The organism is Microcoleus sp. B13-B6 (genome assembly GCF_036705405.1).
In the GTDB taxonomy this organism is placed as follows: Bacteria; Cyanobacteriota; Cyanobacteriia; order Cyanobacteriales; family Microcoleaceae; genus Microcoleus.
In genome coordinates this window covers 80,390-83,439 of record NZ_JAUBUJ010000028.1, presented here as the reverse complement: position 1 = coordinate 83,439, position 3,050 = coordinate 80,390, and the positions used below count along the sequence as shown (strand labels likewise).

Genomic DNA, 3,050 nt, shown 5'->3' with positions numbered 1-3,050 from the left:
TCTAAAGCTTCGCTATATTTTTCTAGTTGCCAAAAAGCATTGCCGAGGTGGAAGTGAGCTTCTACCCAGTCTGGTTTCAAAACTGTGGTGGTTTGATAGCTTTCTAAAGCTTCGCTATATTTTTCTAGTTGCCAAAAAGCATTGCCTAGGTGGAAGTGAGCTTCGGCCCAGCCTGGTTTCAAAACTGTGGTGGTTTGATAGCTTTCTAAAGCTTCGCTATATTTTTCTAGTTGCCAAAAAGCATTGCCTAGGTGGAAGTGAGCTTCGGCCCAGCCTGGTTTAATGGCAAAAGCTTTCTGATAAAATACAGTTGCCTCTTCTAGCTTTTGCTCTTGCTTCAATCTCTCTGCTAAAATGAGATATTTTACCTGTTCGAGTGCCTCTTTGCAACTACGTTTAATCTCATCTTCTTCCGGGTGCAAATCAATAGCTTTTTGATAGGATGCAATCGCTTCATCCCAACGGCTGAGTTGAGTCAAAACTTCTCCTATGTTGTAGTGAGACCAAACCGATTGAGGCCTGAGTTGAATTGCCCGATAGTAAGAGTTAAGCGCTTCATCAAGACGGTCTAATTTAACCAATACCTCGCCCAAGTTGTGGTAAGCCAGGTAAAAGCTGGAGTTCTGCTCAATGGCTTGGTAATAAGAGGCGATCGCTTCCTCTAATTTACCTTCTTGTTTAAGTTTGTTGCCCCACTGAAAATAGGTTACAGTCATTTTACTTAGTTCGTACCAACTAGAAATATCGATTTACAAGAAAGAATTGTGAAATTGTTTGCTGTCGTATTTTAGGTTATTAAATTTTATTTAAACCATTTTTTACAGTTTACTAATCTCTTATTTTTATATTTTTTCTGCCCAACAGTAAGTGCTAATTTCATACATTAATTCTATATCGGGTATATCTGCACATTGACTGACAATCACTTCTTTGTCAAAAGTCTTAACCTGAAAATCAGCACTATTAAGCAATGATTCTAGCTCTTTGCGACTCCAAGCGTTTTGATGATTAAAGAGAAATTCGTCTTGTTCAATTTCTAAAACTTTATTCCGCAATTCTTGGCTGATAATCGAAGGGGTTGAGTCTTGAATCAAATTACGTAGCCATTCAATTTCTACAGTGGGAGGCCCGTTATATGCCTCTTCATTGTCATTATGAGGGCCAGCGAATAAATGTCCATAAGCCTTATTCCAAAAACCACAGAATATGTAAGCAGCTCTGTAATCTAGACAGTCGGCTATATTACGATTTTTCCAGGTATAAGTCATTAATTTGTAATTCCATAGCAGATCGGTAAAAAAAGTTGCATCTTCTTGTCGCCAGCAATGCAAGGCTCGATCGAAGTCAGGAATCTTGACGATCAACCTGCCATCTTGCGTTAAAACCCTGTGAGTCTCCGCGATCGCTCGCTTAACTGTAGGGGTATCAAGATGTTCTAGATTGTGAGATGTGTAAACAGTTGAAATACTTTGGTTCTCTACGGGAAATACACAGTCAGGAGTGAGTCGAAATGTGTTAGGGTTAAAAACACTTACTACCTCTTCCAAGTTATGCCAACCTGGTTCTAAGAACCAAGCTCCCCCACCAATATTCAATGCAGTAGGCTTTCGCATTGCCTTAATTGCAATCCCACGCTTATAGTTTTTAATTGCGTCTTGACGGTTGCCTTTATCTAAAAAAGCATTTCCCAAGTTGATGTATGCTTCCACAAAATCCGGTTTAACGGCGAGCGAGCGCTGATAATTTACAATGGCTTCATCTAACTTGCCAAGGCTTTGCAAAGCATTCCCTAGGTTGTTGTATGCCTCTTCAGAGTGAAGGTTTAGCGAAATCGCTTTTTGATAAATAATGATTGCCGCTTTTAAATTGCTGGGATTTTTTTGTCTACTAAGTAATAAATTGCCTAACTGATACCATACTTCCCAATTATCAAGTTGAAAATTGAGAAGTTCTCGGTAAGATTTTGCCCATTCACCATTCTTTTGAATAGCTCTCTGGTAAGCTGGTATTGCTTCCTCTAGCTTATTTTTTTGAGATAAAATGTTACCTAATTGCCACCATAGTTCCCAATCATTAGGTCTAAAGTGTAGCAAATTTCGGTAAACTTGCTCCCACTCAGGATTTAATTGAATTACCCGCTGATAAGCTGATATTGCTTCTTCCCGCTGCTCTTTTCTGGATAATAGATTACCTAAATGCCAGCATATATCCCAATTCTCAGGGTTAATCTCTAGGATTTTATGGTATGCTAGAGTGAACTCTGAATTGATAGCAATTACCCGTTTATAAGCCCCGATAGCTTCCTGATGCCTATCTTTTTGCTTAGCTAACAGATTACCTAAACTCCACCACATCTCCCAATCATTTGGCTGCAAATGGAGCAAGCTTCGGTAAACTTGTTCCCACTCAGGATTTAATTGAATTACCCGCTGATAAGCTGATATTGCTTCTTCCCGCTGCTCTTTACGGGTCAAGAGATTACCGAAATGCCACCATTTTTCCCAGTTTTCGGGTTGTATTTCTAATAACTCTTGATAAATTTCCGCACAATCTGGTTTTAATTCTATGACTCGCTGGTAAGCTGTTATTGCTTGTTCTAGCTGATTTGAACCGAATGACTTGCCCAACTGCCACCATAACTCCCACGCCTCTGGTTGCAATTGCACTAAGGCTTGATATCCTGGGATGTAGTTTTGATTGAGAGCAATCACTTTTTGATAAGCTGCGATCGCCCCTTCTCTCTGATTCTCCTGTTCTAACAGTTGCCCCAACTGCCACCACAACTCCCAAGATTCTGGTTGCAATTGCACTAATGCTTGATATCCTGGGATGTAACCTTGATTAATAGCTATAACTTTTTGATAAGCTGCGATCGCTTCTTCTACTCGATTACTTTGCTCTAATAACTGCCCCAACTGCCACCATAACTCCCACGCCTCTGGTTGCAATTGCACTAAGGCTTGATATCCTGGAATGTAACCTTGATTAATAGCTATAACTTTTTGATAAGCTGCGATCGCCCCTTCTCTCTGATTCTCCTGTTCTAACAG

2 protein-coding genes are annotated in these 3,050 nt (G+C 40.0%); both read right to left on the bottom strand.

The window, feature by feature from the left end; all coding sequences use genetic code 11:
• The coding region (locus QUB35_RS15155; RefSeq protein ID WP_333142679.1) for a tetratricopeptide repeat protein at positions 1–716 on the bottom strand (716 nt) is incomplete at its 3' end.
• Positions 717–842: 126 nt separating this feature from the next.
• Positions 843–3,050, bottom strand: a 2,208-nt coding sequence (locus QUB35_RS15150; RefSeq protein ID WP_333142678.1) for a tetratricopeptide repeat protein, incomplete at its 5' end; no start/stop codon positions are given.